Source organism: Streptococcus suis (assembly GCA_024583055.1).
In the GTDB taxonomy this organism is placed as follows: domain Bacteria; phylum Bacillota; class Bacilli; order Lactobacillales; family Streptococcaceae; genus Streptococcus; species Streptococcus suis_V.
In genome coordinates, this window is sequence record CP102145.1 from 919,289 (window position 1) to 945,520 (window position 26,232).

Sequence of the window (26,232 nt, forward strand, 5' to 3'; positions counted from 1 at the left end):
CCTAGACTTGTAATTTGTTGTAAAAATCAGTTTTATTAATATAATCGTCCATCAGACCTGATATAGCATTTCGTAAGTTTGGTTTTTTCCAATCCCAATTATTCGACCTCAAATGGTTTAAGCAGTGTGCAATAGCTTTGATCGCATTAATGTACAGATTCATGTCGATGGTTTGGTTTACCGTTTTAACTGTCTTAAACACATATCCCCTGTTTCCGTCAAAACCATCTTTAAGGTATATTGTGTCTCCATAAAGTTCAACGTGGTCAAGTGTAGCAACGTGATTATATCCAATTGCACTCCGAAAGATTCGGATGCCTGAGAAGCGACCAGATGATTGCGAGTTTATACCATCACCAGACGAAGTCACGCCTAGCCCTGCATACACACCGCCAGCATTTGCATCAGCGGAAGATGTTACATCGTTAAAGTGCAAAAATGCTGTATGTGTTCCGCGTCTGCGCACCAATGCATTATTGGCAGAATTAAAATTAATTGCAGCATTTGTATTAAATGAGATGTTAGCGTTATTCAGGTCCATCTGCATCGCATCATTTGTCGCGGACAGAATCCCTCCCGATATTTTATTAGCCGACAAAGTCACAGCCTGAACACTTGTGGCAAACGCATTTTTAGCAAACAACTTCTCAAGATACGCCTCATTTGCAGTCAAGCCGTTGAAGAAGGCTTCGTCGAACGCAATCTTACTACCGTCGATACTATTTACCGCTATCCGTTCAGCATCCAATGTGCCAGTAGTAATTTTACCAGCGTCTAAACCAGCAATCTTAGCGGATGTAATCACACCGTCTTGGATGTAAGTCGTACCAGTAATCTGCACTAACTTACCGTCAATCTTAACCGACCCATCTTTGTTTAGGTTGAGTTGGTTGAGCACAGTGCCTGAGTTGGTTAAGTTCTGCACAGCCCAGGAACCAGCTAGTTGACTGACTTGTGTCTTGAGTCCGTTAGCACCAGACACTTCCTGGACCAAGCCTGCTGCAGTCTGAGTAACCTTGCTGACATTATCGAGGATACTCCCCGCTGTGCCGACAGCACCGATAGTACGAGTGTGACTGTCTACTGTGTCATTCACAGCGTGCAGGGCTGTGACGGTGGCGAGGTCTTCAGGGGCTGGAGACCAGTCTGTAGCGACTGTGCCTATTTCGACCTTAATCTTATATCGATTAAACAATTTATCGATTGTACCTTGCGTCTTTGGATATATCGACAAGAAACCAAACCCGTTAATCGTAATTTTATCTGTAACTAACTGACCTTCTCTGACAATCCAATAAAATCCAGCAGAACTATTATAGCCGTTTTTTGATACACCGATATAGCACTGACCAATGTTTTGATTTACATCGTTATCACTTACTGAGATCGTTATAGTATCTTTTGGTAATCTACGGTACGCATATGTACCATCAGTGTTGTAATTTGATAACGACCGACTAAAATAGTTTATTCCACCAACCTCTGTCGGTATCAACGCTTTAGTCTCACTTATAGTCCGACTAAAACTATCTGCCGTCTCTTGCACAAGATTTTGTACAGTCGTAGATAACGCATAGGGTTGCAGAGCGCTACTAGTAATATATCCACGCCCTGTGATGTTGTTGTCAACATCAGACTTGGTCTGGTAACCTTTGCTAGTGATTGCCGACTCGACTTGTGTACTTGTCAGACGTTTGCTAATCTCGGTCGCATTTTGAGTGATTTTGGCACTTGCAGTGTTGATTTTCCCATCAAGCGTCTGTGTACTTGAGGTCAATTCTTCAAACTTCCCATCAACTGTATTTTGATAAGTCGCCAGATTTTGCTTGGTAGTGTCAGCAGTTGTCTTAATCTCATTGAGTTTCAACGTTGTTCCGCGGACATTTTCGTCGTATGTAGACTTGACAACGTAGTTAGTAGCAATCGCGGTACGCTCGGCAGTTAACTGTCTCGCTGTCTCCTCTCGACTAGCAGTCAAATATTGGCTGGCTCGTGTGCCTTCTTCATTTTTGTAGGTTTCTAGGCTCTCCAGTCTTGTCTTAAAGCCTTCGGCAGTCTGCTGGGCGTAAGTCTTAGCATCTACTGCTTTACCATCTACCGTTTGGATTTGACGGGATAACTCTGCGCTTGCTTCATCTGCTGTACGCTTATAACTTGCGATTTCGGAGCGGAGGTCTTCTGTAGCATCTGAATGTTCTCTGTTAAGTGTACCTTCGTACAGAGCTGGTGCGCATAGCTCAATTTCGACGGCATCATTTAATGACCGTCCCAAAATTACAGCTTTGGTAGTTGCTGTAGCCGTCTGCTTCCATATAACCCAGTAGCGTTTCCACTCAGTGGTAATTTTGACAACTGCCTTACCGTCCGAAGCGACGCCTTTGAAACCTGTACTAGTTTCAACGGATATTGTCGTGTTTGGCGAATAAAAGTGACAGTTGATTGATGTGTCTGCGCTAGCGCGAGCATAAAATGATGCGATATATGTGTCACTCGTTGGGATTTTTGACGTGCGTTGCGCAAATAAATCTACATAGCCTCTTGGTGCTGATCTGCCGCGAGCGATAGTATAGCCGTTAAATTGGTCAGATGTATTGTGTCTAGCACTCAAATTATCAGCCAACGTCCTCGTCTTTGTTAGTAGATTTTGGCTACCAATAAAGAGATTCTCGAACCGCTCCGTCACACCGTCAAGCCCACTTTGTAAGTCAGCAGTCTTACGATTGATACTCTCAATCTGCCCAGTCTGAGTATTGACAGTCTGCGTCAGAGCCTCGTATTGGGTTCTGGTTTGGCTCAGAGTGTCCTCAACAGTCTTGGTCCGACTTAATACACTAGCGATGTCTCCGGTCGCCTTAGACACGGTTTTAGACAGCTCTGTGACTGTCGACCTCGTACCATCAGCCAGAGTTTCAACTGTCGACACACGGCTAGTCAAATCCGTCTGGGCTCGTGCTTGCTCCAAAATCTTGCTAGCTTGCAAGTTAAGGTCGTTTCGCAAAGCTGTAGCACTTGCTTGGCTATCTCTAGCCTTTTGGTCAGCGTTAGCGATTGCTGACTGTAGCTCAGACTTAGCACTGTTTAGTGCTTGGCTAACCGTCGCAACCTGTGCCCGTGCATCTGCGATAGCTTCGTCTTTTGACTGTAAGGCGGTTGTGATTGCACTAGCAGCATCCGACTTGGCTTCGTTGGCAAGTGATTCGACAGACTGAGTTTTAGCCAATATATCCGCAACCTGTCTGTCGTGTTCCTCGGATTGGGCTTCCATGGATTGGGTGACTTGGGCGATTTCTTCTGCGATCCTATCTCGCAAAGCTTCACTGTCATAAGTCCGTAAGATTTCTTCCCAAACTTCTCCAGTCCACCGAAGCATGATTTGATGGCCCTCATGCTCTGGATCAGGCTTAAACCAAATATCATTGATCAGCACTTTACCTGGATACTGGACGGTAGGGTCTTCAGTGCCGTACCAGTTATTGTTAAAACCGTCAGCACTTGGTAAGTAGTCTGGCAAGTTCTGGACAAAATTGGAAAATTCATTGGTAATAAATTGCTCTACAGCCTTGTCTGCAATTGTTTGAGCTTTGGCTTCGTTACTTTCGCCAATCCTATCACCAAGCTTGATATCGCTTGATTGATTGTTCAATCGGTTGAAGGTAATCTCGAAAATCCGAGTATCATAGTCCAGTTTCTTATCATGCCGAACCACTCGGATAGTGTCCCCAATTTTTACACCTTTCAGGTAAACACTTGATGTCTTCAAGGTCAACTGCGGACGTGCAGCATCAATCAAGGCCTTGTAAGTTCGCTCAATCAGGATTTCTGGATTCTCTTCTTCCGAAAAATCCACAAAGCCGATTTTAGGACGCATAGAGCCGTCAGCGTTCTTGATACCGTATTGTCGTGTCATTAAGGGCAATTCTAGGTATTTCTGCCCTTTAGGCTTGTTAACTGGCCTTCCTTGTGTCGTTGACCAAACTACGTTTTCGAAAGTAATTTTCCGACCATATCCGGCGCCAGTTTCCTCGCCTTTACCACGACCGATAAGGGCTGTAAAGATGTTGGTTCGTTCAACTTCCTGCAGGATTTGCAAGGCATTGTGACCATAGACTACACGCTTACCGACTGCTTCACCAATTCTTTGCTTAAAGTCGATATAACGGGCGCCGATGCGATTGCCGTTCATCTCGACGAAAAATTGCATCTCCAAGTCCCATACTTCACAGACCTTTTTCAAGGCATCGAAAACAGATGTGTAGTAGAAATTGGTACTGTGTGGTGTGGTTTCGCCAACAAAACGAGCTTGCCAATTGGTACCAGCGAGCAAGTCTGCAATCACATCACGGGCAAAGGTATTCTTTGGACGCTTATCAAAGACTGGCGACTTCCGAAGCTCCTCAATCCCCGACTGAACACCAATTAAGGTCGTCAATTCGTCCGAAGATTTTTGGGCCACGTAAAAATAATGAAAGGTATGAGCATCTTCCAAGGTCTGAATAGCCATGTATTCGACCTGCTCCAGCTCATCCGCATTCAGCCCCTTCAACTCGACTGTCAAGCGGTCAGACACATACCGCTCCGTTGTCAGTGCGTACTTCTGCAGGGCAGTCTTGACAGCTGACTTTCTGACAATCTTTATCAGCTTTTCATCTTTATCAAATAAATAAATCACGCTCTCTCATCCCTCCAAACTACATTTTTTACTGTGGCATTCTTTGCCGTGATAGTGTCTCCATTTTTGACTGTGAATTGTTCCAGTGGACTGAACCGCTCCAGCTCGCTGAGGATACTCCTGCCGTTGTACGTGGCAGTTACTTCTTCATCTCCAAATGTGACCACAATGTCTTTTCCAGCCACATAAGAGCCAGAGAAAGATAAAATCTTAGTTCCGTTGATAATCTGCACCTGGTTAACCGTTCCAGTCGGTGTGACCGTGATAGATTCGGGCAGGACTTCAATAGCATCAGATAAAGAAATCAGCCCAGTAGAGTTCTGGGCATTTTTCTTTTTATAGCCGTCTGGCACTATCAGAGTGAACTTGCTGACGATAGAAAGAGAAGTTTCCTCAATGTCATCCGCCCCACTGAAATAGCCATAGTAGGTGTAAGTCGGTTCGTCCTTGAACGTAATTTCCAGATAACCACTGCTTGCAAGAGTTCGCAAAATCCTGTTGAGTTTTGCAAATTTGTCTCGCATATCAGCACTAGTTCTGGCTTCCAGTTGGTACTTAATTTCAAGCACACGCTCATCATCAGACACATCTTCCACCCATACGCCACGGCGGCCAGGGACAGAGGCTGTCTTAACCGATTGGCCAAGCAGACCTCTCCCTGTTACCGTCAAATGGCGGTAGCCTTCAACCAGTTGATTGAGGGGCATACCGTTGATGGATATGTTATCAATAGGTTCAAACACATCAACCTTTTGATTTGTTGTTACATCTCTAAATTGATACATTTTCACTCCTCCTAATAATCTGATAACACTAATTCTAAACGCTGAGCTTCTGTTATATCATCCGTAAAGGTACGGTAATTATGACCGCCAATGTTCAGGTTGATATGAGCTGGTTCTTTCTGTTTAAGCGTCATTTCATATTCCATCGCTCCACTAAATGCTACCGATGGATGCAAACTGTCGGAAATGGCAGAAATGCCCGAACGAACTTCCGCAAAATTCGGCAGTATTGACGTATTCTGGCTTAGAGTGTCCGAAATCCTGTCAGCAATCCCAATAACAGTATTTTTAACTGGTTTGAAACCATCAAGCAAACCGCCATTTAGACCTTTCATGATAGCATTACCGGCAGGAATTAAGAGCTTACGGTCATAAGAAATTGGACCTTTGTTTCTACGAATCCAATCCGCAATTCCACCAATAAAGTTTTTAACTCCCTCATACGCAGATTTCAGACCTCTTAAAAATCCATCAATAATGGCGCGACCTGCTGAGAAGAGGTCGATGTTTCTCAGACCGTCGAAAATACCTTTCACTCTGCTCACTAACTCGGATACACTACGTTTTAAATCTTCCCATGCACGTTTTGCGCCATTGACCATATTATCAATGGTTTGTTGGACATTATTTTTTAATTCGTTCCATTTATCAACAGCTGTTGACTTAATATTTTCCACTGTCTGTGAAATGAAGGTCTTAAAATCCTCCCAAGCGCGTTTCGCACCCGAAATGAGATTGTCAATTGTTCCTTGGACACTTGCTTTCAGCTCTTCCCACTTTTGAGCAGCAGTCGCTTTGATATTCTCCCAAGTTTCTGACAAGAATTGTTTTGTATCCTCAAAACTCTGCTTCACAAAATCAACTATCTTTTTGATTACATTTTCAAAAATATATTTTATGCCATCCCAAATTAATTGGAAAGCATCCTTGATAGACTGCCAAATCAAATCAATATCTGTCTTGGCTTGTTCAAAATTACCAGTAATCAGGTCTAGGATAATCAGCAAGGCACCCATGAAGATGGATTTAATGAATTCCCAGACACCTTGGAACATCATCTTGATACCTTCCCATAAAGGTTCGATAAAGCCTTTGATACTGTTCCAAACAGATTCCCAAATGCCTTTCAGAATATCAAGGCCGGCTTGGAAAATAGATTGTAAAAAAGTGATAGAGGTTTGAACCGATTCAAGAATAGCAGTCCATGTTTCTGATGCGAAGGTTTTTATCGCTCCCCAAACTGTTTCCCAGATACCTTTTAGGTATTCCATACCGGTAGAGATAGCCTGTGACACTCCATCCATAGCAGTTTGGAGAATGGATTTGATAGCTTCCCAAATCGTTGAGAAAATCCCTTTGAATGATTCCCATGCCGCATCCCAGTCACCATTTATCAATGCAGTTGCAGTGTCAATGATTCCTTTGATAACATCAAAAGCAGTTTGGATAATCGTTTTAATAATTTCCCAAACGCCAGATATAATTGGACTCAAGGTGTTCCACACTGCAGTAGCGACCGAAACAATAGTGTTCCATAAACCAGACATAAACGGCTCAATAGCCTGCCAAATACTCTTCACTGTTTCGACGACAGTAGAAACCACCGAAGAAATAATAGACCAAGCAGTAGACGCGACGGATGAAATTCTATTCCATAAGGCTGCAAAGAATTCTTGTAATGACTCCCACACGCCTTTGATAGATTCGACAATCGGAGCGGTTTCAGCCACTAGCCAATCCCAAACCTCTGAAGCTTTTGATTTGATAAAATCCCATGCAGTTGCAAATGCTGATTTTATTGCCTCCCATGCAGAAATACAGATATTCCGGAACCCTTCACTCTTGGACCACAAGGTGGCAATTACAGCGATTAAACCGACCACAAGGCCGATGACCCAACCTATCGGATTAGACATAAATGCAGCGCTTAACACACCCCACGCAGCAGACAATCCGCCTGTTACTGACCCCGCTGAAGTCAAAGCGGTACCTAGCGAGCCGATAAAACCGACCGCGCCACTAATCCATCCACCAATTTTGCTAAAAATATTCAGACCACCAAGAGCAGCACTAGCAATCTTTGACTCCCCTGCGAGGAACGTCAATGCAGAACTTGCGGCTTGTGAACCTCTGCTCATGCCAAGCAAAGCGTTCCCTGTGTTGAATATGTTTTTCCCAATGTTTAATCCAGTTTTGGCAGTCGTTACTGCACCCGAAAATAGCTTAATCGCGCCTGTCGCGGTGTTAATAGTTGGTCCTGCTAACTTAAACGCACCAAAAGCTAACGCAATAGCTTTTATCTGAGCGGGTGAAAGTTTCGACACAGCATTCGCAACTCCAGTGACCGCGTCAGCTACTGTTTTAAATGCAGTTCCGACAGTTGTTCCCAAGTTCGACATATCTCCGCCAGATAACCCTTTAACGACATTCTTCAAGGCTTCCCACAAAGCATTGAGCTCATCTTTTGCACTACTTAATGCACCAGAACTAGTAAAACCCGAAACAAAGCGTTTGGCAGATTCGTATGCGCTTTGAAGGCTACTAGAGATTTTGGAAACTACGCCATCGATATCAATCCCGTCTAAGAATTTCTTAAGCCCATTTGCAACCTTAGAAAAATCAATCTTATCTAGTTCAGCACCAACGGCTGATATTGCTTTTATCCCAAACTTATTTAGATGGTCAAAAGCAGGCATCAATTTATTGGATAGCCCTTCCTTTGTCCCATCAATCGCCTGGTCAACCGTTTTAAAATCTGTAGCCATCTTTTGAAATGAGCTTTCTGCATCTCCGGCTACAGCAATCATTGTGTTAAAGAAATCTTCCGTGGAGACTTTTCCGTCTTGAACAGCCGTCACCAATTCAGAAGTCGTCATCCCCATTGCCCTAGCAACAGCAGAAATACCAGCGGGTGTTTGTTCTAGCATGAGCTTGAAATCAGCCCAAGCAACCGTCGGCTTAGCCGCCATCTGCACTGCTTGTTGAGACAAGGTTTTCATGGCTTGCGCAGGATTCTCTGCTGCACCTGCCAATCCGCCAAACGCCATCACAAGTTTCCCTGTGTCTTTAATTCCGACCGCAGCTAATTGGGCATAGGTAGAGGCCATATCAGACGCAGAATAAATAGTCTTGGTCGCATAGTCCTGCATAGAGGCCTTTGCGGCATCAATTTCTTTTCGACCAAAACCCAGCTCTGACAAGTTCCCATCGAACGTTTTCCAAGCCTTGGTAGAGCTCATCAACTCGCCACCCATAGAGGAGAGTCCCGCACTAACAAGACCGGTCATCTTAGAAACCGCAGAGCTGACCAGATTAGCCCCCAACATGCTCTTAAACATGGAGGTTGCTTTATTGCTTGTTGAGTTAAAAAAGTTAGACGCTTTGTCTAGACCGGTGATTGCCTTATTGGCCTTATTTAATGTTGAGGTAAATGATTTATCAACGGCTGATAATACCGCTTCAACTGAGTATGATTCAGCCATTTAACCCTCCTTTCTAAACGTTGGCTTTTTTCAGCAAGCTATACAATTTGTCATCCTGTATCACATCCAAATCCATCTTGCCAGTAATCTTCTCGATAGCCTTTTCATGATCAAAGAAATCTTCAAATTTCTTAAAGACATAGACTTCATTCTTGCCCCTTTTCTTAGTCGCCTTAACTTGGCGATTGAGCCAAGCTTGTTGATGAAGATTATGCATGGTGTCGATACTTTGTAGAGCCTTTCCTGTCATAAGCAGGTCATACTCATACAAAGTCATTCGCCCGATAGCGTCCATATCTGTAATACCAAGAAAACGGACGCAGTTGATGACAATTTGCTCGAAGGTTTCAGCCGAGCTTAACGGCTTTAGGCTTCGACCTTCTCCATTTCGCGCTTGAGATTGCCGATAAAGAGCTTTGACGCATTGGACTGTTCCAATTCCGTCTCAACTTCCAAGAATACTGCCTCGATATCCTCAACCTCATCCAAATAGTCACAAATCGCATCAAAACTTGGACGGGATTTCTCTGTAATCGTACCAACATGGAGATATTCGGCCAGCGTCGTAATCTTACGAGCCAACAAGAATGGTGCCGTTGTTTCAAGACCCATCCCGAATTCACCGCGCTCATCTTTCATAACATGGCGCTTGTCCATTTCCGTTACAAACTTCACGCCAAACTTAACTTGATACGTTTTTCCTTTGATTTCCAATTGCATGTGTTTTTCTCCTTGCTAAAAAATAAAGCGCCCAATAACGGGCGCAACCTTATGAACTAGATTTTACAGTCGTATCCTCAAAGACGTACTGCACCACTTGAGCCTGTTCTTCGGTCAAAGTGGCATTGCCTGAGGCACCAACACCATTGATACCAAATTCCATTTCAAGCTCAACCAAATCTTCCGCATTCTTGGTCTTGTTGAATGAGGTAATATAGCCTTGATAATAAGTCGCTGGATATTTTTCAGCAACCTTAGCAGCACCTTTTTCGATTTCCCAAATTTCCACCAAATCACCGTTATTCATGGCTTGTTCCAGCTCTGCGACCAAAGGGTCGTTTTCAGCCATGATAGAGGTAGCGGACAATGTAACTTCAATTCCACCAATTGTCTGCAAGACCCCGTCTTTGGTTTGTGACGTGTTTGTGTCACGGCTCTTTTCTGAGCTATGCTCTGTTTGGAAAGCCAGCTTAGCAGCCGCCTTATTCGCCTGCTCTTTCAAAACACGAAAAAGCAAAATCGAATCAATACCTTTTTTTGCTGTTAGCATAATTACTCCTATCTCAAATTAAAAACAAGGGTCAACCTCGCCCGTTTGAGCGGGTCAACCGTAGTAGTATCGTCCATCATCTCGATAGACGATCGTGCAATGTGTAAGGACCAACGATAACCGTCTGTTACCTCAATGCCTAGCGCTTCATGATAGATAGCCCCAGCCATATCAGAGACCTGCTTGCGCTTTTTCTGCAAGCCCCAGACGCTAACAAGCAAGGTCACAGACCCCTTGATATCTGTCTTGTTTGGCACATGGTCCGTAGTCGTTGATTCTAACTCAACAAATGGATAAGGCACCCTGTCCATCGGCTTGTAATCATAGACCGAAAAACCGAGATTCCTAATCCGTTTGTACATTTCATCAAAAATTGATTGGTCTCTTGTTTTAATCATTTAACCAACCTTTCTAGATCTTTGACAAAGTCTTTTTTTACTTCGTCAAAAGCTGGACCAACGAATGGTTGGGCACTCATATATCGCGTACCTTTTTCTAGATAGGCGGAATAATGAGTGGTCGGACCAGCTTTCGCAGTCAGTTTGTTTGCAGAAATAGACAACTGCACCGAGCGTCTCGTAGCACCAGTCGGTTTAACAAATTTCTTTCCCTCCCAGTGCCCACGAAATACAGCTTTTCTAACAATCGTTCGTTGTAATTTTGCGCCATTTTTTTGGACAATGTCCTTTACTGCATCCATTTTTTGAATCGCTTTCAGCTTCTGCCCTAGTTTATCCAATCCAACAAACTTCATCGTCGCTTTAACCAATGCTGTTATCTCTTTCTAGATACAACACACGACCATCCTGTTTGTCAGCGATGACCTTGTAATATCGATTATTGTAGGTACAATATGTAAAGTCAATCTGCCTTGTCCTCTGCAAGTAGCAGACCTTTCTGTCCTTTTGATAATCACCAAAGACCTGCATAGACTTCTCAATGCCTAAATCGATAACCAAGCAAGGTAAAGTAATTACTTCGCCCGGCTTCATCACATGCTCGCCAAGGTCAGGATCATAGAACTCGCTACTCCCTTTTTCGAAGAGGATTCTATCCGCGTATCTCATAGCATTTTAAACCCCGCTTGGAAGTCGCTGGCAAACTGACGGCGAATAACCTTGTCGTAGCTAGCAAAATCATCAAGATCAAACGACATAGACAACCCTTCGACCCCGTGACTTGACATTCCTTCTGAACCTAGCTTATTGAATCGTTTTACCATCACTTCGACAATGACAAACTCCAATTTGGTAGGGATTATTTCTTGCCCTGTATAAGCCATGAAATGAGCTTCCGTGAGCTCCTGAATCACTTCCAAGAGATCATCTTGCAAGTTATCAGAAATCCCCAACAGAGCCTTTACCTGCTTGATAATCTCCATAAGCTTACCCTTTCAATATTTTGATGATATCTTCTTTTTTCAAGTCATCCGAAAATTCCAGACCTTTCTGTCTTCCTAGCTCGATAAGTTCACTTTTCTTCATCTTCGAAAAATCTAACTCACTCGCCTGGCTGTTATCTTCGTAATGACGACGTAACAGCATCCCCATTAGTTACCTCCGAAGCGTACCACTTTCGTATCGTCGTAGAGGTAAACTCCGTAATGTTCGTCCCCAGTGATAACAGTTGTTTTCTTCAAGATGTCACGGTCAGTCTCGACAGAAACATCACGCTTCATGTTGATAACAAAAGCACCATAACGAGCATCATCCTCTGTATCTGTCGAACGTGCGGAAACGGCAACGATAAAGCCTTGTCCAGCCGTCACTTTCTTAGAACGAACGATTTCAACACCCAAAACTTCGCCAAACACACCAGAGACAAGCGCTTGAGCCCCAAGCTCTGACCCGCGCAAGAAGTCTTTGCCCGCTGCCGTGCGCAACTTCATGGCATCAATAGGGTTGAAGATACCAACATAACGCACATCTTCCTCGTCAGCAAAGATATCGAGCGCTTTTTGGATGGCTTCAAGTGTATTCGGCGCATCTGTTACGTGTTGGGTAGCTGTTTTAGCCAATTCGATAATGTCGCTATCCATCTTGTCGGCAATAGCCAGACGGAGTTGACGAACAGCTTCGCCGACAGGGTCGCCCATACCAGATAGGATAGCTTCATCCGTGATTTCATAACCTGTAGCGATCTTTTTAATGGTCATTTCAGTAGTAGTTGTTCCAAGCTTGTTCAATGGAATCGCTTGACCTTCTGCCACTTCGGATGCAGCGCCTGTGTAAGTAAACTTAGGTACAGTCAATTTTGTACCAGGTTGACCAACAAGTGTGCGTTCAACGGTTGCTAGAGGTGTAAACTTCAATGACTTAGGTAATTTAGCAGAAATATGATTCGCCATTACCTGTGGGTTGATTAAATCTGCGATTTTAGTTTGTGTCATACTTTAATATCCTTTCGATAATTTCTCATATAGTTCTGGATCAGATTTTTGCAAATCCAGTTGAGCACGATAGCTCATACGATTAAATTGCTCTTGGGTAATACTTGCCGAAGTGGTTTGTTCAACCTTCTTAGGCGTCTTACCTTTGAGCATTTCACTGACTTTCTTGTCAGCGAGGTCATTCACTAATGCCGAAAAGCTCTCTACAGCATCTTGAGTGGCTTCTGCGGTGTCTTTAACGACAAAGCCTAGGATTTTATCATCAGCAACCAAACCACTCTCAGAAAGCATTTTGGATGCTTCTTTTTCGAGACCGCTACGGTTGATTTTAGCTTCAAGTTCAGCAATGTAGTCAGCCTGTTTCTTTGCTTCGTACTCTGCTTTTTGTTCAGCGTTCATCTGACGTAGCTTTTCGGCTTCATCCAGCTTTTCTTGGATGCGTTTGTTAAATGATTTTTCTTGCTTTGCCAAACGCTTTTCAATCAAGGTGTTCACTTCCTCTTGAGTGAATGTCTTTTCAGTAGCTTCAGCCGTTTCTGAGGTGTCGACTGTCTCTTTTTCGGTTTCAACTACTGTATCTTTTGTATCTTCTGCCATACGGCACCTCCCTTTTAAGTCCAGAGTGGACTGATTGACCTTGGCTTTTAATGTCTTCAAAGTTCGGACAAAAAGAAAACTGGTCAATTTCGACCAGTTTTAAGTAATTTAGAGTAGTTTCAAGCAGTCTTTCCTGCTGTCAAGATGAGTGACCACCTCCTTACTTGCGATTAAACCAAGATTTCTTAGAAACCTTGTCAGCTACTTTCTTCTCAAGATAGTTAAATCTCGAATTCGTAGCCTGGGCGTTGCGTTCGACGATTGAACGCAGATCAGTGATTTCTTTTGCCTGCTTAACAATCTTGTGTTCCTGCACAGCCACATCCGACATAAGCACATGCACACGAGCGAGACACTCAGCTAACCTAATTTCAAGCAAGCGTTTTTTCTTGATGCGTTTGTTACTCATAGCGACCTCCTTTCTATTTTTTTTGCAACAAAAAAGCACTTAGATTTCTCTAGGTGCTAACTGTACAAAAATATCAAATGAGTCTTCGTGCTTATCTAACTTGTTTTGGTTTTGCTTGATAAAATCAAATAATATCGCTTTATCTTCATCACTTATAGACGTGTCAGAAAAATCATCTAATGTAATTGGATAGAAATTTGGTGCGTTTTTCATGTCTAGACGACAAGTTATTTTTTTTAATTGGTCAAACACATCAAAACCCTGATACTTTTCTACATTTTCAATCAGAGCGAACGCTGAAATTAACAAGGTGTATGTAGTTTTAATCATTACCTTTCACCCCCAAAACTCCACGATTGTACACCGCTAATATCTCATAATTATCTCTTTGAACTGCATCGTGACCACTAAAAATTGCCCAAAAATCAAAATGTCTATCTCCAGCCACATTAATCTTAGGCCCAATGTCATAGTTTATTAAGTCGTTGATTGCTGCCAATTCAGGATTAGATAATTGTTCATTCGAGAAAGCATTTCTGAAACTTTTTAAAACTTGATCATCTATGACTTTAGCATTTTTTGGGAAATACATTTCAGCTAATATGCCATTTTTTGCATAAACTTGGCCCATTCGTTGTTCAATACTGAAATAAATGCCGCGCCCAACCATAGATGACATAGCACCAGAGAAATCATATTCACCATCAACAAGTCTATTATAAAAATCTTTTGCGGTTAAACCAGTCTCTTTGCTACCCGTAATACCTCTATAAAATAAGTTGTAGCCTTTTGTATCACTAAGCTTTTGTGGTTTGGCATCATACCCAATCTTATTATACAAAAATTTGAGAAATTTTGCTTTATTATCATCATATGGATTAGACATTGACCTAAAATTTTTGTTATTAAATTCAGAAACCAAGTCAATTCCTGTTTGTTTTTTATAATCCTCTATAACCGCCTTGGCTCTTGAGAGTATCTGCTCAAAATTCTCAAGCGTATGGTTTTCTGGATTACTTAAATCTATAAAATCAAATGAATAGATAGATTCTTCGTTTTCTTCAAAAGTAAGTAATTTCCGACTATCTCCAGCAATCTGTTTCTGATTTGCTTTATCATCCGCATGCGCCCCTGTCGAGCAATGGCACCAAGGGTGTATGGGTGCAGCATTCTCTCCAGGCTCCATATCCTTGACTTTGAATATCTTTCCATCTAACTTGGCACAATTTGGGCACGCTGACGGTTCTGCGATAAATTCATATTCGTCATACCCATTAGCTATATAGGCTTGTTTCTGTCCCTCAGTAGCTACTCTAGCACCTTCCGTGACTGCCAGCCGCTTAGCTTCACTTGCAGATACATCAAATTCTTTTCGAAGCTGAGAAACCATAGTAGTCGGGTTCTTTCCTTGCAACAACAATCGCTCTGTCATCCGGGCTACAACTTCACGCAAAGCGTTCTGTCTTTGCCATATTCTTTCAGACCAGACTACATCTTTAAATGGTGTATTTAAGACAGCATGAGCAACAGTGCCGATTTGACTAGCTGACAATACGGACCGACCAAGCAACCCAGATTGCGTTTCAATAGCCTTGATAAATTCGTTGTTCAAAAAACGCCCCGTCAATTGACGCTCATCTTCTGCCAGTGCAACCAATTCCAAGTCTAGTTGATACTGTAACAAAGCTAGCCGATTGGTCTTCATTTTCAAGTTATAGAGAGCTAACTCTGAATTCGCCCGTGCCGAAAAATTCTTCTCAGCCACATACCGCTTCGCTTTTTCCTCAAAAGACTTTACATCGAAATCATCAACTCGAGCCTTCGCTTCGGATAAGGACAAACCATTCTTATCAGCATAACGTTGTTCAAAGGCTCTAATTTCCTTTTCTAGCTCGTTAAAGTGATAAGAGTATAATCTATCCATCTCCTCACCTAACGTCGCACCACGCTCCATTTTGGCTAGCTGTTCAGCTTCTATACGCTTCTTCCAGTAATCATTGACCATCAGCGATCACTTCCCGACTGTCAGCCTGCAAGTCCTTGTCAGTCATCCGCTCATTTATGGCGATTCGTTTAGATAACAAGCTGGAATCCTCTTCCTCTTCAGCCATCTTTTTTAACTCGTCTCGCGGGCTATCCACAATGGACAGAACAGAAAGCTTAGTGGCATTAGAAACTTGACCTGAAAGTTGAGCTACAATTTGGGCTTCTTCAAGGACGTTGCGTGGCACATTCCTTGTGAATTGGTACTTGATACCCGTCCAACCATCACTTGGAACGCTTGCCATAGGAACGTTAAAGACTATCTCATACAGACGATTAAAGGCAGACTGCATCTTCCTATCTTTCATCTTGGCTAGATTATCCATAGCTTGTAACTTAAAAGCTAAAGCGGTCCCTGAAGCATTACCAAAATCCTCTTCAGACAGATTCGCAACCATGGACACCGCAAAGATAGATTCTTTGAGTAAAGTAATGAGATTTTCTTGAGTTGTATCTGAGTTTGGCTTTTCCAGGAATCCAACATCGGGCAAGTGACCATCCGAACCATTCTTCCACAGGTTAAAGATACGATTTTCGCGAATCTGCCCGGCCATATCACCATCTAACTCAACACCCACAACCTTCAAATAAGCATCAGCAAAATAATCAACATCATTAGCTTTTTCGCTAGCAGCCTTGTTTAAAGCATTGATGAGTGTCTTAACGCTATCAAAGATTCCTTGGCGTTCCTCATTCTCAACCAATTCAACCACTGGCAATCTTCCGTAGATGTGAGGTGTACGTTCGTGAAATGTGACGCCGCCTCCCTGTTGAAAAGTTGCATCAATGACTTCTGATGTAGTGATCACTTGTCCGTACCCAGTTGCCGCACCCTCATCAAATGCGTACCGAACCGCAAACAACGGCTTTTCTTGGATGCTATCATCATGAACAATAAGCATATTTACTGGGCTATTGTAGGTCGTCCTCGTATTCCCTTCTTCGTCCTGATAGACATATAGAAAAGCATGACCAAAAACATCTGCAATCTTGGCCAGCTCAAACTCATTGTCTTCCATGTCATTCAATTTACGGAAATTGTCGATGAAATCTGTAATAGCGTCATCTTCGTGTGTAACCTTTACAGGCACGCCAATTTGATAACCACTGAATGTGTCCACAATGTACTTGGCATAGTTAATGACAAGCCTGTTGTCTGGTTTCCATGGATCTTTAGGACTGCCCTTTAAAATGCTATGATTAGACATGTACATGTCTTCGTTTTCAAAATAGTCTTTAAGTAATTTTGAACGATGCAATTCAACAGCATCTGACACCAACTCTGGCGTAATTTCTTCCGCTGATGTTGTCATTAACTTACGTTTGTTTAAACTTACTAACGACATTAAAAACCTCCCTTAAATAATTTGATTTGCGTTTTAGTGTCATACATGTCTTCGCTGAATGCGTATCTGGTACCGTCAATCGTGTGATTATCCTTATCTTCCAACCTAGCTTTTGGGTTTCCATCCTTGTCTACTTGATAGTCGATGTTTTCGAATTCTTTGGCGATGTTCGGTGTTCGTCTCGGGTCGATACATATAAAGTCCAAATCATCAAGCCAACGTTCACCAAATTCTACTGAGTCCGGGCCTTTTTTAACACCGTGAATACGAGGGATATCAAAATCATCTCTCAGTTCCGCAATTGATTTTGGTTCAGCAGAATCAGCAAAAATTACATCGTCTGAATACCCTTTATCTTTCAGCCATTTTGCAAGCTGACGGTTACTGATTTTCTGACCATAAAGTTCATCAACAGCGTATATGCCATTTTTCTTCTTATCATAATGCCAGCGCACGAAAGCCAATGGGTCGGTAGCATATCCAAAATCGACTGCATTACGAATATTGTCGAAATTCGCAACCTGTTCATCAGTTATTTCCTCAAAACGTAGGTTGTCAAATGGAACTACTCCAGAACCGATTGCCTCACCAAGATATTCCCAACGATACCTGCGTTCAGAGCGCTCCTTGGTCGCCTCGGCTTCTTCGATAAACTCTTTAGCTATAAACGGGTTATCCTTATAAGTTGAAGCGTGTACAAAAGTATTTTCAGGTTGGAATTGACTCTCATATTTCTTATTCACCCATGACTGCTTTCGTTTTGGCGGGTTGTAGGTGTAGAAAAATTTATAAAAAAGCCCTTCGTCTAACTCCCCCCGCAAGAGTGAGTTAGTGATGGTCTTAACTTCATCTTCCGTTTTGAATTCTGCAAGTTCCTCAATCCAGCCAATAGCAAATGGAAATTTGCTGTCCTTTAATGACTTAATCCGTTCTGGATTCTGCGCGCCACGGAAAACAATGTAGTTCCCCCATGGTTTGTACGTTATTCTTAATGGCGATTTGTTAAATTTAAAATATCGTTCTAACCCTTGTTCAGAGATTGCCCATTTCAATTGCTCATACACTGACTGCTCCAAGGTATTATCAGTCTTACGAATGCAAACCGCATTAACAGGGTACTGTGTGATTAGCCGTGTGATAATAAAAGCCACATTAGACGACTTACCAGAACCACGTCCACCTTTACAAGCGATATGCAACTTACGTGGATTCCATGCTGCTTGTACTACAGGTTTAAAGCCTTCTGGGATAATATCTGCTAAATCAACCGTTACCATTGTTATCCACCCAAGAATTTGCTAACACGATAGGCTCATCAATGCTGATTTCCTGTTTATCAGTTACTTGAATTCCACTCAATTCAAGAACCAACTGACTTGCTTGCAATGCTACTAGTTCACTTTTAGCATCAATCAAACCAATCAAACGGTTAGCCGCTTTTTGTGAAGCCATTTTGATGCTTGATTCGGATTCATTTTTAAATAACTCTTGGTGTCCTGGATCATCTTTAATACGCTTTAATGTATTTCTTGATATACCAACTTCTTGAGCAATCGCAGAATCGCTCATTTCTTTTAAAGCCAGTAGTTCCAAGGCTTTATTTAGTTTTTTATCAGAAATTTTATATTTGTTTTTGCTCAAGATTGTTCACCTCCTCTAAACACAAAAAGACCACATCTGCGGTCTTTCCGAGTGAAATTTTAGTCCCTCGCATGGTACTAGCAAACATGGTCTTCGGGTCCTTCGTTTTATTTTTTGGTGCTAGTTTTTTTAAAATGGAAACAGCAGGAATCGAACCTGCACATAGCGTTATGCCGTGGACGTCACACAGACTTGCTCAGGGCGCTACTCTTGCCAATTTCCAATCTTGGCTCATGTTCCCGCAGATAGCGTCCATAGATGTCGCACGCAACATCCGATAGCCACAGCTTTATGCCTCTTTTTACGGGACCGTCTCCCGAAGGGATTCTATCATAACCTTGTAATCTGATGATACAACTTTAACATTAAAATCGTGACACTTAAAGCGGTTTTTGTGTCAACTTTACAAATCTCCTCGAAAATCTGCAAAAATTGTCAAAATCCGCTCTCTTTTGCGATAGATACTCTTGCGAGATACATTAAGCATAACAGCTATTTCCTCCCAAGTATTTACCGACCGAATAGACCAGCGTAAATAGAAAATCCTTTTTAGCTCGTCATCCAAAGACTCAATTGTTGCTTCCACAGCTTTTCGGAATTGCTCTAGGCCGTTTATCCTCACATCACTCGACCAACGTGCCACAAGCGACTCTGTTGGTTTAGAAACGATATTCGGCTTACCCCCACCAACATTGCAATCGTTGGACACCTCTGTTTGGATTTCAAGCTTGCGGATAGCGATTTTCTTGTCAATCTGTTGGTAGTCAAATAACTTCGAATCTAATGCTCTCAATTCTACATCTGATAACTTGTTCACACTCGCACTCCTTTGTGGTATAATATTGATAACGAAACCACAGTCGGTACAAGTGTGCTGGCTTTTTTTATTTCCACGCAATAACTGGACGTTCAATTTCCGCTTTCCACGAAGTTCTGTTTAGTGGGTCTAGCTGACAGAAAGTCGGTCTTTTCTTTTGTGATTTTGGTTTATATTGACTCTTTAATTCATAATACATGCGATTGATTTCCGCCATGTATTTCATCTGCGGTGTCACTCCGTCCATCCATGCTTTGACGGTTGTGCCGTACTTAGTTCCTAACAGTTGAGCGAGCTTGTCATACGAGATACCGAGCCGATGTCTGACGTAACTGACTTTCTCGATGATATCTATGCCGTCGTCTACGATGCAGTCTTTAGTGTCTTCGTATAACTTCTGCAATTTATGCATAACTTCGGTCGGAGCAGAGTTAGAATGCTCCCATTTGATTATCGTTGTCTCCGAATACCCAATTATTGCGCTAAGCTCTTTCTGGGTCATACCAAGTTTCAACCGTAGGTCTTTGACCGTACCTTCTGCGTACGGTTCTGCCTCAGGTTTCGGTGCGTATTTATTAAAACTATGCTGTTTAATCATAAATCCTCCAACGCTACCCAACGGAATTGTGGGTATTTTTTCGCTTCTTCTTGGGTGCATTTGTAAGCAGAAAAATTAACATCAAACAACTCACTCGATTCCATTGTTGCAAACCTTCCTAGTGCAGTTATCAGAAATGTATATTCCCAATGCCTCGGCTCTGGCACATCGACCAGTAGCACACCTAGTTTTTTAGTCATTAGTTACCTCTTTCTATTTGACTTCCTTCTTCATTTTGTATATACTAAGTATATACAAACAGGAGGACATATCATGAATACTGTTAAAACACGTAAAGTTGGCAACTCACTTGCCATCACCATCCCCAAAGAATTGAATGTTGATGAAGGCAAGGAGTTCGTTGTCTACAAGGGCATTGATGATGTCATCGTGCTTGCACCTAAAATCCCAAATCCATTTGATAACATGGAACCGTTCATCATGGACAACGACTTTGAAGGAGTGGTCTTACTTGACAATGAAGGATAATTACATACCACAAAAACAAGACATCATCTGGATTGACTTTGATCCATCACTTGGAAAAGAAATCCAGAAACGTAGACCAGCACTTGTCGTCTCCAGTCACAAGTACAGTCAGATGACAGGATTTGTTGCCGTCTGCCCCATCACTCACGGAGCAAAAGCGCTAGAAAGCCGTGGCTTATCTGTCCCTATCCATTCTGATAAGGTAGACGGTGTGGTCAATCCAATGCAGCTCTATACTTTTGATTTCAGGGCACGGAACGCCAGCAAAATCACCCAGCTAGACACTTGGACCTTTCAAAAAGTCGTCCAACTTTACAACTACATTTTCGACTAGAGCCAAACGGCTCTTTTTTCGTTAGTCATTTTCTGCCTCCTGTTTCTCAGCTCTCACTATCCAAACTCTACCGCCACAAACTTCGGTACCACAACCTTCTGCGGTTCGTGGATTTGGGAGATGATATCAATGGCATCTGCCTTTATAATCGTAACCAAAAGCTCGTCACTTCGGTTATCTTGAATTGTTAATGTGTAACTATTTTCTATTCTTCCAATCGCTTCCTGTTTATTCATCTTTTTCCTCCACAAGTTCCTTTCTCCAATGCTTTTTTAGCGAACATAATTTCTGTATCTTTAATCCAAGGGTGGTTTTTACTTCTTTTTTCTGGTAAGACCTTGATACCGTGCTCGTAAGCATAGTTTCTTAAATTTTTGACCGTCCCACCAGTCCGTTCAGCTATCTCACGGTATGATAACCCTTGTTCCGCTAAATAGTCGTTTGCCTCAACTCGATACCCAACCGTTTAATTTTTGCTTTATTCACGCTGCCATTGTACAATTCCAATGGCAGACCTTCGTTTCGATACTGCTTACAAAGATATTCGATGTATTCAAGATGATTCATCTTACTTCTCCAATCGTTTTGCTATTGCTTCAATTACATTTACCGTGACCGAGTTGCCAGCTTGCTTGTACAACTGGCTATTACTGTTTACTGCTTGGGCTCTATCAAATGCCCAGTCCGGAAAACCTTGCAACCTCCAACACTCACGAGGTGTCAGCTTGCGGATACGAAAATTCGGTGCCACAACACCCTGCTCTTCGCCTGTCAAAAGTGTATTGGCCACTTGCTTGCCAACGCGACCTCTCCGAGTCGTAGAATTCGGACGAGACAGATTGACTGAATCGCCAACCTTTGCTTCGGAATAACCTTTGGCAGTTGCTTCCTTGATAGCTAACAAGTTATTTTCTTGCCAGCTATTACTTGTCAATGTCGGGGAGATATCATGCTCGCCGCCTTGATTATAACCATGTCCACGTTGGACGATTTTCGGCTCTAGCCCACCACCTTGCATTGTCCGAATAGTCGGAGCGATACCGTTTGGGTCGTACACACAACCGCTTTGATTAAAATTTGGTTCAATGATTCCAACGACCTTGATATCATTAACCATCACCCCATGCTTGTCTTGTGCCGTCAATGGGTCTTTTTGAGTTGTCGTGCTGCACAAGGTTGAGGCAAGACTATCTACAGATCCCACATCGCCACTCTGCGACTTTCCCATTTTTCTGATATTACCAACTTTATTTATCTTTGATTGTTCACTATCAATCGTTGTGTCATCTCCTCCGAAAGGAAATATCGCTCGTCCACCTGCTCCTCTAAGATGTCCGATAATAAACACCCGCTCTCTGTTCTGGGGGACTCCAAAATTCTTGCTGTTGAACACTTGCCATTCCGCATCATACCCCAGTTCATCCAACGCTCCGAGGATAACCTCGAACGTATTTCCGTTGTCGTGGTTAAGCAATCCTGTGACGTTCTCAAGGAATAAATATTTAGGTCGGAGAATAGATGCGAACCGAGCAATCTCAAAGAACAAAGTCCCTCTAGTATCTTCAAATCCTGCTCGTTTGCCAGCAATGCTGAAAGCCTGGCACGGAAATCCTCCACAGACAATGTCCACACGTCCGATTCCTCGAACAGACTCATCTGTAACTGCTGTGATGTCATGAAATTCAAATTCTCCTTCTGTATCATGTATCGCTTTGTAGCTCTTTCTGGCAAATGGGTCGATCTCGCAAAAGCCAACACATTCGTGTCCAGCTCGTTCCATACCAAAACGGAAACCACCGATGCCAGCAAATAAATCTAAAAATTTCATTTCCGCCCTTTCAACCACTCAGGCATCTCCTGCCCGATTTCAATTTCTTCATACTGCTCCCTGGTCACCAAAAACTTACCATACGGCTTGACCTCGACATAGTAATGGCTATCAACCACATCCTTAGCCGTGACCTTGCCAAACATCTCTGTACCAGCGTTGTCGACTTGGTAGATGATGACTGGCTCACGGGATTCCAGGGCGTCAATCTTGCTTCGCATACTATGTACTTCAATCAATGATACAATCAACGCAAAGCTTAGTGGTACTACTATTAATTCTTCTTTTCGCATTTTTCCTCCAAATCCTCAATAAGCCAACCTAAATTCTGCTGAGCTTTCTTCAGGTCCTCGACACCATTTTTCCATTGGAATCGCAAAATGTATTTCACTGTATTAAAGAAGTACGCAGCTTGCATACCACGCAAATTGCCGATAAAATTTCTGACGACATCAATTACTTCTAGCCCATATTTACCTTGGTAGTGTTTTGGTTTGGTTATGTTGTCGAATGGTTTCATTTGCTTTTCCTCCCACAATATCCAACGCATCTTCTACACTCCTAGCCACACCGGCTAAGGCACCAAATTTTCGCATACGTTCGATAAACTTCTCCTGCTCAGGTCGTACGCGACCTGTTTCATTTTTCACTTCAATGAAAAATATTTGTCCATCAGGTCTAAAACCAAATAAGTCACTAAACCCTCTCGGTAGACCTGTATCGAAATATCGTCCGTCAGACGTACGGACTTTACCGACGTTGGCACGGAAAGTTGGGTACCCACGTTGGGCCAATTCCATGCGGATCTGCGTTTGTACATCATGTTCCGATAGTGACATAATTCACCTTCCTTCTTGCTGATTCTATTGTTCGTTCAAATTCTTCTTGTGTGAATACATCTCTGCCCTTGATCGTTCCAACGATGACCATTAAATCTGCAAGGCTTTGATTATTCTCAATCGCCCAGCAACTTGCTTTGAACAGGTCATCATTCCGATTCAACCACGTCCCAGTAATGATTCGGTCATAAGCCTCTTTGCCTTCATGGTTACCATTCAAGGTTGTTGGCAATGATTCGCTAAAATACTGTGTGATTATCTGTTGTTTTGGCCTGAAAACCATCTGCTCGAATTCGCCCTCATAAAACGGTAACTCTTTGACCGCTTGCAAGACCTCTCGACCTTCCGACGGAAATATCTTCACGTAGTTGTTATCATTAGCCTTAATATCAATTCCAGGCATGACTCCAATCTTTTGAGCGTATGGGATATCCTCGCGCTTTCTAAATAAGACGTGCATCCCGCCGCTTGCAGTCAATTCCAAAAATGTGTTGTTGAAATTCTTAATCAGTTCTCGCTTGTACTCGCTACGCAATATTGACGAATACCCATCCAAGCCATAATCATTCTGGTCAGTAGACAAAACCGATAGCAAGTCTGCTTTTTGCGACCGCAAGAGAAATTTCAACCCTTCTGCTATCGTCTCATCCATATTGTGAGTGTCAATATCGATAGCCCACACGCCACGCATCAAGAGGGCATAATCACAATTAAACCAATTGACCGATTTTATAATCTCTTCCGTTATCGGAATATCCTTAAACTTAATAATCGGATTACCAGTCTTTCGACTTAACGGAATGACCTGGTAGCCTTTTTTTAGAAAAGCTAGTGCTGTGTCGTGGTATGTCACAGGTAAACCTCCTTTGCGGAATTTTTGCGTTATGCTTATAAAATCAGTAATATCAAGGACTTTAGACGTTCGTGTTACGTAATCGCGCAATTTTGCCCTACCCCACCCTTATATACTATATATATAAATAACTTAAACAATAATTGTCTTTATTGATTTTGGTAGTGATTGCGTAACAGAGAGAAAAATAATCTCCAAATCCATTGTCCTGCAAGGGTTTAAGGGTGTTACACAAAGTGAAAGAAATTGTGTAATTTACTCGTTACATTACGTAATACTAAATAATAAATTTATTAAATCGCTCATGATTTTCGATGACATAACCTCTGGCTGTCTTCCCTTGTACTCGTTTCGAGATAGCCTTAACACCGATTTCGGCTATGGCCTTGCCAAGCAACCTGCTACTACCTCGATACACCGCAGTTGACAAGTCAATCACTTCCTTATTCCCAGTCCTCTGCACGAAATCAATCTCTTGCAGTGCGTTTATCAGCGCCATCTGGAAATCATCCAGGTCAATATCATTAAACACTTCCACATTCTTCCACAGATACATCTCATCCTGTTGCTTGAAATATTCCATGGAATTCAGTAGAAACCCAAGACTGCCAGCGATTTTCGGTGACTTGTCGCGATTCGTGAAGGCCTGCCAATATTTTGCGAATATCTCTTCACGTTCAAAATCTGTCTCACCTTCTGGCCTATCCTGATACTGTATCAATATCTTCCGACCGTTCATCTCATCAGACAACGCGACTGTCCTGTTCGTATCGATGCACAGCACACTAGACAGACTAACCAGTGACTGATTCTGTCCGATTGAGCGTGCAACATGTGTCCGTTCAGTTGCGATAATCTTCAGTACCCGCTCCGTCGCTAGGCCTTGAATATCACCCTGCTCCGTCGCAAGGGCCATTTCACCGCCTGAGAACATCGCCCATGCTTGCAGAGCCTCAAAACCATTCGATTTTAGTGTGTCTAGCTCGACATCGATTTTCTTAAATAACCCTGATAGCGCTATGTGCCGAAGACCCTTCCCCGTTCGTACCCCAGATTTTGAGATGAAGAAATTGGTCTTGGGTCGAATACCACATGCGACTTGTGCCATGTAGTAGGCTTGAAGCTGTGCGTTGTGAAGCGACTGACTGTCTGCGATGACATACTCTAAGAATTCCTGGGCGATTTTCTGCGATGCCTGGGCATCCGATAGTTTTACAGGATAGTGCTTGAAGTAGGATACATTCTGCTTGGGTGGCTCGATTCGTAGTTCGTTGGATTCCAGATCAATGATGAAATCCTGCCCTGCAATTTGATAAACCTGGATGTAATTGATTGGTTTAACGCCTAGAAACTGATGGATACCTGATAGGATTTCCATGATGTGGTTGGCATCCTTGAATCCGTAGCGTGTTTGCAGTGCATACTCGTCCAGAATTCGAAACTGCCGATTGCTGACATCGTAGAGATAGCCATCAGAAATCGTGTACCGACCTATCAGATAGTCGATGACTAGCTTAGCGAAGGGCGGGAAATTCTTCTCGGAGTTGTATTTCACAGTCGCTGGGTTGTCGTCCGTTTCGTTGGACATCCAGACATCTCCGTAGATAAATCGGTGTGTTTTGCGCCCGTCACTAGCGAAATAGCCAATGTCCTTTGGTTCCACCGTCGTTGATTCGAAATAGTAATGTACTTGGTTCTTATCGTTCACATAATGGATTTTGTATAATTGTTTCTTTAATTCCGCTTTTAACACCGATTCGCCAAACAGACTGGACCCCCAGTCCGTTTGATAAAGCAACCGGTCAAGCGAATCGGATAGTGATTTCATAGATTACCTCGTAGA

Annotated in this window: 31 protein-coding genes and 1 tRNA gene; 2 read left to right on the plus strand and 30 right to left on the minus strand. The window is 42.7% G+C overall.

What is annotated here, in order from left to right; translation table 11 throughout:
• Position 1: 1 nt before the first annotated feature.
• From NQZ91_04470 to NQZ91_04580, 23 genes are all read right to left on the minus strand, one after another.
• Positions 2 to 4,669 (minus strand): gp58-like family protein, encoded by a 4,668-nt coding sequence (locus NQZ91_04470; protein UUM58627.1) that lies wholly within the window; start codon positions 4,667 to 4,669, stop codon positions 2 to 4.
• Positions 4,666 to 5,454: a phage tail family protein gene (locus tag NQZ91_04475; GenBank protein UUM58628.1), complete on the minus strand. Its 789-nt coding sequence runs from the start codon at positions 5,452 to 5,454 to the stop codon at positions 4,666 to 4,668. The genes NQZ91_04470 and NQZ91_04475 overlap by 4 nt, the downstream gene beginning before the upstream one ends.
• Before the next feature lie 11 nt (positions 5,455 to 5,465).
• A complete protein-coding gene (locus NQZ91_04480; GenBank protein ID UUM58629.1) occupies positions 5,466 to 8,936 on the minus strand; it encodes a tape measure protein in 3,471 nt (1,156 codons plus the stop codon).
• 13 nt (positions 8,937 to 8,949) lie between these two features.
• The gene (locus NQZ91_04485) at positions 8,950 to 9,231 is read right to left on the minus strand and encodes a hypothetical protein (protein ID UUM58630.1); all 282 of its coding nucleotides are present in this window, start codon (positions 9,229 to 9,231) and stop codon (positions 8,950 to 8,952) included.
• Between the two features lie 71 nt (positions 9,232 to 9,302).
• A complete protein-coding gene (locus NQZ91_04490) occupies positions 9,303 to 9,656 on the minus strand; it encodes a tail assembly chaperone (protein UUM58631.1) in 354 nt (117 codons plus the stop codon).
• A 49-nt stretch (positions 9,657 to 9,705) separates the two neighbouring features.
• Entirely contained in the window at positions 9,706 to 10,206 is a 501-nt protein-coding gene (locus NQZ91_04495; GenBank protein UUM58632.1) for a phage major tail protein, TP901-1 family, read from the minus strand.
• Positions 10,207 to 10,214: 8 nt separating this feature from the next.
• Positions 10,215 to 10,604, minus strand: coding sequence for a phage capsid protein (locus NQZ91_04500; GenBank protein UUM58633.1), 390 nt, complete (start codon positions 10,602 to 10,604; stop codon positions 10,215 to 10,217).
• Positions 10,601 to 10,984, minus strand: coding sequence for a hypothetical protein (locus NQZ91_04505; protein UUM58822.1), 384 nt, complete (start codon positions 10,982 to 10,984; stop codon positions 10,601 to 10,603). Before NQZ91_04505 ends, NQZ91_04500 begins: the two co-directional genes overlap by 4 nt.
• Complete coding sequence (locus tag NQZ91_04510; GenBank protein UUM58634.1) at positions 10,968 to 11,273, minus strand: hypothetical protein; 306 nt, start codon at positions 11,271 to 11,273, stop codon at positions 10,968 to 10,970. The genes NQZ91_04505 and NQZ91_04510 overlap by 17 nt, the downstream gene beginning before the upstream one ends.
• A complete protein-coding gene (locus NQZ91_04515) occupies positions 11,270 to 11,587 on the minus strand; it encodes a phage head-tail connector protein (protein ID UUM58635.1) in 318 nt (105 codons plus the stop codon). The genes NQZ91_04510 and NQZ91_04515 overlap by 4 nt, the downstream gene beginning before the upstream one ends.
• Before the next feature lie 4 nt (positions 11,588 to 11,591).
• A complete protein-coding gene (locus NQZ91_04520; GenBank protein ID UUM58636.1) occupies positions 11,592 to 11,756 on the minus strand; it encodes a hypothetical protein in 165 nt (54 codons plus the stop codon).
• The gene (locus NQZ91_04525; GenBank protein UUM58637.1) at positions 11,756 to 12,595 is read right to left on the minus strand and encodes a N4-gp56 family major capsid protein; all 840 of its coding nucleotides are present in this window, start codon (positions 12,593 to 12,595) and stop codon (positions 11,756 to 11,758) included. The genes NQZ91_04520 and NQZ91_04525 overlap by 1 nt, the downstream gene beginning before the upstream one ends.
• 3 nt (positions 12,596 to 12,598) lie before the next feature.
• Positions 12,599 to 13,192, minus strand: a complete 594-nt coding sequence (locus NQZ91_04530; protein ID UUM58638.1) for a DUF4355 domain-containing protein — start codon at positions 13,190 to 13,192, stop codon at positions 12,599 to 12,601.
• Positions 13,193 to 13,352: 160 nt separating this feature from the next.
• Complete coding sequence (locus NQZ91_04535) at positions 13,353 to 13,601, minus strand: hypothetical protein (GenBank protein ID UUM58639.1); 249 nt, start codon at positions 13,599 to 13,601, stop codon at positions 13,353 to 13,355.
• A gap of 39 nt (positions 13,602 to 13,640) precedes the next feature.
• Positions 13,641 to 13,931, minus strand: coding sequence for a hypothetical protein (locus NQZ91_04540; protein UUM58640.1), 291 nt, complete (start codon positions 13,929 to 13,931; stop codon positions 13,641 to 13,643).
• Positions 13,924 to 15,606: a minor capsid protein gene (locus NQZ91_04545; protein UUM58641.1), complete on the minus strand. Its 1,683-nt coding sequence runs from the start codon at positions 15,604 to 15,606 to the stop codon at positions 13,924 to 13,926. The genes NQZ91_04540 and NQZ91_04545 overlap by 8 nt, the downstream gene beginning before the upstream one ends.
• On the minus strand, positions 15,596 to 16,990 hold the full coding sequence (locus NQZ91_04550) for a phage portal protein (protein UUM58642.1): 1,395 nt from the start codon (positions 16,988 to 16,990) through the stop codon (positions 15,596 to 15,598). The genes NQZ91_04545 and NQZ91_04550 overlap by 11 nt, the downstream gene beginning before the upstream one ends.
• On the minus strand, positions 16,990 to 18,267 hold the full coding sequence (locus NQZ91_04555) for a PBSX family phage terminase large subunit (GenBank protein ID UUM58643.1): 1,278 nt from the start codon (positions 18,265 to 18,267) through the stop codon (positions 16,990 to 16,992). Before NQZ91_04555 ends, NQZ91_04550 begins: the two co-directional genes overlap by 1 nt.
• A complete protein-coding gene (locus tag NQZ91_04560; protein UUM58644.1) occupies positions 18,254 to 18,631 on the minus strand; it encodes a phBC6A51 family helix-turn-helix protein in 378 nt (125 codons plus the stop codon). Before NQZ91_04560 ends, NQZ91_04555 begins: the two co-directional genes overlap by 14 nt.
• A 135-nt stretch (positions 18,632 to 18,766) precedes the next feature.
• Positions 18,767 to 18,872 (minus strand) — tRNA-OTHER (locus NQZ91_04565).
• A gap of 162 nt (positions 18,873 to 19,034) precedes the next feature.
• The gene (locus NQZ91_04570; protein UUM58645.1) at positions 19,035 to 19,448 is read right to left on the minus strand and encodes a transcriptional regulator; all 414 of its coding nucleotides are present in this window, start codon (positions 19,446 to 19,448) and stop codon (positions 19,035 to 19,037) included.
• A gap of 67 nt (positions 19,449 to 19,515) precedes the next feature.
• Positions 19,516 to 20,046 (minus strand): helix-turn-helix domain-containing protein, encoded by a 531-nt coding sequence (locus tag NQZ91_04575; protein ID UUM58646.1) that lies wholly within the window; start codon positions 20,044 to 20,046, stop codon positions 19,516 to 19,518.
• On the minus strand, positions 20,043 to 20,246 hold the full coding sequence (locus NQZ91_04580; protein UUM58647.1) for a hypothetical protein: 204 nt from the start codon (positions 20,244 to 20,246) through the stop codon (positions 20,043 to 20,045). Before NQZ91_04580 ends, NQZ91_04575 begins: the two co-directional genes overlap by 4 nt.
• A 73-nt stretch (positions 20,247 to 20,319) precedes the next feature.
• On the opposite strand from NQZ91_04580, the gene NQZ91_04585 reads away from it, so the two are divergent.
• The gene (locus NQZ91_04585; protein ID UUM58648.1) at positions 20,320 to 20,535 is read left to right on the plus strand and encodes an AbrB family transcriptional regulator; all 216 of its coding nucleotides are present in this window, start codon (positions 20,320 to 20,322) and stop codon (positions 20,533 to 20,535) included.
• Positions 20,519 to 20,869: a type II toxin-antitoxin system PemK/MazF family toxin gene (locus NQZ91_04590; GenBank protein ID UUM58649.1), complete on the plus strand. Its 351-nt coding sequence runs from the start codon at positions 20,519 to 20,521 to the stop codon at positions 20,867 to 20,869. Before NQZ91_04585 ends, NQZ91_04590 begins: the two co-directional genes overlap by 17 nt.
• A 56-nt stretch (positions 20,870 to 20,925) precedes the next feature.
• Here the strand turns inward: NQZ91_04590 and NQZ91_04595 are convergent, their stop codons facing one another.
• From NQZ91_04595 to NQZ91_04625, 7 genes are all read right to left on the minus strand, one after another.
• On the minus strand, positions 20,926 to 21,105 hold the full coding sequence (locus tag NQZ91_04595) for a hypothetical protein (protein UUM58650.1): 180 nt from the start codon (positions 21,103 to 21,105) through the stop codon (positions 20,926 to 20,928).
• Positions 21,106 to 21,437: 332 nt separating this feature from the next.
• Positions 21,438 to 22,697, minus strand: a complete 1,260-nt coding sequence (locus tag NQZ91_04600) for a DNA cytosine methyltransferase (GenBank protein UUM58651.1) — start codon at positions 22,695 to 22,697, stop codon at positions 21,438 to 21,440.
• Positions 22,694 to 22,990 carry a DUF1372 family protein gene (locus NQZ91_04605; protein UUM58652.1) on the minus strand — a complete coding sequence of 99 codons (297 nt, stop codon included), beginning with the start codon at positions 22,988 to 22,990 and terminating at the stop codon, positions 22,694 to 22,696. Before NQZ91_04605 ends, NQZ91_04600 begins: the two co-directional genes overlap by 4 nt.
• On the minus strand, positions 22,972 to 23,217 hold the full coding sequence (locus NQZ91_04610) for a DUF3310 domain-containing protein (protein UUM58653.1): 246 nt from the start codon (positions 23,215 to 23,217) through the stop codon (positions 22,972 to 22,974). Before NQZ91_04610 ends, NQZ91_04605 begins: the two co-directional genes overlap by 19 nt.
• Positions 23,171 to 23,536: a VRR-NUC domain-containing protein gene (locus tag NQZ91_04615; GenBank protein ID UUM58654.1), complete on the minus strand. Its 366-nt coding sequence runs from the start codon at positions 23,534 to 23,536 to the stop codon at positions 23,171 to 23,173. Before NQZ91_04615 ends, NQZ91_04610 begins: the two co-directional genes overlap by 47 nt.
• Positions 23,517 to 24,389: a bifunctional DNA primase/polymerase gene (locus NQZ91_04620; GenBank protein ID UUM58655.1), complete on the minus strand. Its 873-nt coding sequence runs from the start codon at positions 24,387 to 24,389 to the stop codon at positions 23,517 to 23,519. Before NQZ91_04620 ends, NQZ91_04615 begins: the two co-directional genes overlap by 20 nt.
• A 277-nt stretch (positions 24,390 to 24,666) precedes the next feature.
• Positions 24,667 to 26,217 carry a phage resistance protein gene (locus NQZ91_04625; GenBank protein ID UUM58656.1) on the minus strand — a complete coding sequence of 517 codons (1,551 nt, stop codon included), beginning with the start codon at positions 26,215 to 26,217 and terminating at the stop codon, positions 24,667 to 24,669.
• Positions 26,218 to 26,232 lie beyond the last annotated feature (15 nt).